The organism is Vibrio sp. M260118, assembly GCF_036533755.1.
Lineage (GTDB): Bacteria > Pseudomonadota > Gammaproteobacteria > Enterobacterales > Vibrionaceae > Vibrio.
This window is the reverse complement of sequence record NZ_JATABG010000419.1, coordinates 1-2,799: the sequence shown is the minus strand read 5'-3', so window position 1 is coordinate 2,799 and position 2,799 is coordinate 1. Positions and strand designations below refer to the sequence as shown.

The 2,799-nt window shown below is 44.8% G+C and carries 4 protein-coding genes; 2 read left to right on the top strand and 2 right to left on the bottom strand.

The annotated features are described in order from the left end of the window. Positions 1–6: 6 nt before the first annotated feature. Positions 7–492 carry an acyl-CoA thioesterase gene (locus tag QTO00_RS17745; protein ID WP_331425958.1) on the top strand — a complete coding sequence of 162 codons (486 nt, stop codon included), beginning with the start codon at positions 7–9 and terminating at the stop codon, positions 490–492. A gap of 130 nt (positions 493–622) precedes the next feature. Beyond that, on the top strand, positions 623–868 hold the full coding sequence (locus tag QTO00_RS17740) for a hypothetical protein (protein WP_038204222.1): 246 nt from the start codon (positions 623–625) through the stop codon (positions 866–868). Positions 869–1,251: 383 nt separating this feature from the next. Here QTO00_RS17740 and malG read toward each other — a convergent pair whose 3' ends face one another. Beyond that, the gene (gene malG, locus QTO00_RS17735; protein ID WP_331425957.1) at positions 1,252–2,142 is read right to left on the bottom strand and encodes a maltose ABC transporter permease MalG; all 891 of its coding nucleotides are present in this window, start codon (positions 2,140–2,142) and stop codon (positions 1,252–1,254) included. An 11-nt stretch (positions 2,143–2,153) separates the two neighbouring features. After that, positions 2,154–2,799 (bottom strand): maltose ABC transporter permease MalF (gene malF, locus QTO00_RS17730; RefSeq protein WP_331425956.1); only part of this gene is annotated, 646 nt, incomplete at its 5' end.

Below are 2,799 nucleotides of genomic sequence, written 5' to 3'. Positions count from 1 at the left end.
GATTAGATGAGCCATGGTCAACGCGATATTACCCTACGCTTCTTAGCCGAACCGGGAGATGTAAACTTCGGTGGTAAGGTTCATGGTGGAGCCGTAATGAAATGGATCGACTTAGCCGCTTATGCCAATGCCGCAGCATGGAGTGGTAAATACTGTATAACGGCCTATGCGGGCGGTATTCGCTTTGTTGCGCCTATTCATGTCGGAAACCTGGTGGAAGTGAGTGCAAAGGTTATCTACACAGGCCGAAGTTCAATGCACATAGCGATTGATGTACAAGCCAGTGACCCTAAAGAGCTCAAGAATCGCTTAACCACCCACTGCATTGTGATTATGGTTGCTGTCGACGAGAATGGCACGCCTACCTCAGTTCCTGAATGGGTACCAGAGACGCAAGAAGATATCGAACTACGCGACTCTGCGATTCGTTTAATGAACATGCGTAAAGAGATTGGCGAAGAGATGGAGGCACACGTTAAGTACCTCAAATAGTATTTCTGTGGAGGTGTTAGTCGCCTCCATTCCTTTTTATCCAAACTAAAACTACATTGTCATTTTTCCTTCATCTTGATTTGCTTAAATCTCCCGAACATTTAACTTAGTAACAATGAAGGATCATCGTTTGGAGCTCAACGAGACCACCTTGAGTGAAACTACCCTGTCGAATTTGAAAGCTGTCGAATATCAGTGGGTCCGCACCATGTATGTTGAAGGGTATGGCAACGATGAGATCAACCATTACATTCGCACCTGTTTTGGTGGCGATGACACCTTTGCCGACCTATTTAGAAAAGTCGCGCTCTCCCAAGAAAGCATCTATGTACTGCTCCAGTACTTAGGCTACGCCCCATCTAGCAAAGAGTTTTAGTACTGAACATCTTGTAGCTAACCGCAAATTCGTGCAACAACTCCTATCGTTACATCTTAAATTTAAGACCTACTCGCACCAGTTACTGTCGACGATTTCTTCCTTTGCTAACAGCTCTATACTGCATCTGTCTAATACCAATCTAGATAAGTAGATGTTCAGATACTTATTTAGGTTGGTATCAAAATACGGACATAAAAAAACCCGGGACAATGCCGGGTTATGGTTACAAAAACTGTTAGTAGTAAAATAGTAAGGAATCTAGCTAACAGCCAGCTATGCGTAACGCCAGTTCGCTCTCGTCTTAACTGATCGGCGGCCAAACCAAAATAGTTAAGAGAGAAACAAAATGGGCGACCTCGCGGTCGCCCTTATCATTCTTATTAGCCTTTCACACCGCCGGCAGTCAATCCTCCGACTAACCATCGCTGCGCAAGCAAGAATACGACCGTAATTGGTAATGCTGATAGTACCGCCGCTGCCGCAAAATCACCCCATAGGTAGTTTTGTGGGTACAGGTATTGTTGCATACCAACTGCTAATGTATATGAGTTTACATCAGAAAGTAGTAAAGATGCTACAGGAACTTCACCGACTACCATAATAAACGACAGAATGAATACTACCGCTAAGATTGGCACTGAAAGTGGCAGTAGAACCAGTCTAAATGCCTGCCAAGGTGTTGCACCATCCAGTGCTGCTGCTTCTTCTAGTGAGTTATCGATAGTCTCAAAGTATCCTTTGATCGTCCAAACGTGGAGTGCGATACCGCCCAAGTAAGCGAAGATCAAACCGCCGTGCGTGTTCAAGCCTAGGAATGGGATGTACTGACCTAGCTTGTCGAACAATGCGTAAAGTGCAACCAGTGCAAGTACAGCAGGGAACATCTGGAAGATCATCATCGCTTTCAGGATTGTGTTCTTACCTTTGAACTTCATACGTGCAAATGCGTAAGCTGAAGTTGTTGACAGACACACAATCAAAATTGACGAGATGCCAGCCACTTTGATTGAGTTCCATAGCCACAGTAGAACTGGGAACGGCGGTGGAACAACAGTGCCATCTGCTTTAGTCACGGAGAAGCCTAATGCTAGCTTCCAGTGCTCCAACGATGGGTTATCTGGGATAATACTACCTGTCGCAAAGTTACCTTCACGGAATGAGATAGCGATGATCATCAACAGTGGGAAGATGATTAGCGATAGGAATGCCCACATTGCAATATGAGTAGCCCATACGCGGTATTTTAATGACTTACCTTGTACCATTGCCATTATGAGTCTCCTTAGTCCTGAGCTACTTTAGTTACGCGTAGGTTAAGCAATGCTAGCGCACCTACTAGTAGGAAGATTAGTGTTGCGATTGCACTTGCTAGACCGAAGTCTTGACCACCAGCACCTTCGAATGCGATTCGGTAGGTGTAGTTAACCAATAGGTCAGTATAACCCGCAGGTTCAGAGGTACCGATCATGTTCGGACCACCTTGAGTCAATAGCTGAATCAATACAAAGTTGTTGAAGTTAAATGCGAAACTAGCAATCAACAGTGGTGTCAGCGGTTTAATCATCAATGGCAAAGTAATGCGAGTGAAGTTAGACACAAAGTTAGAGCCATCGATTGCAGACGCTTCGTAAAGGTCATCAGGAATCGCTTTTAGTAGACCCATACATAGAATCATCATGTAAGGGAAACCTAGCCAGGTGTTAACGATGATGATCATCAACTTCGCTAAGAACGGGTCAGAGAACCAAGATGGCTTGATACCAAATAGCCCTTCCAGAAGCATGTTCACTTCACCAAAGCTTTGGTTGAACAAACCTTTAAAAATTAGAATCGAGATAAACGCAGGTACAGCGTAAGGAAGAATCAGCAGAACGCGATACACTGCGCGGCCTCTTAACGCTTCCCATTGAACCACGCTCGCTAAAACC

Excerpts from the sequence above, each read along its gene's own strand:
- malG (WP_331425957.1), bottom strand. The coding sequence starts at position 2,142 with ATGGCAATGGTACAAGGTAAGTCATTAAAATACCGCGTATGGGCTACT.
- QTO00_RS17745 (WP_331425958.1), top strand. The coding sequence starts at position 7 with ATGAGCCATGGTCAACGCGATATTACCCTACGCTTCTTAGCCGAACCG.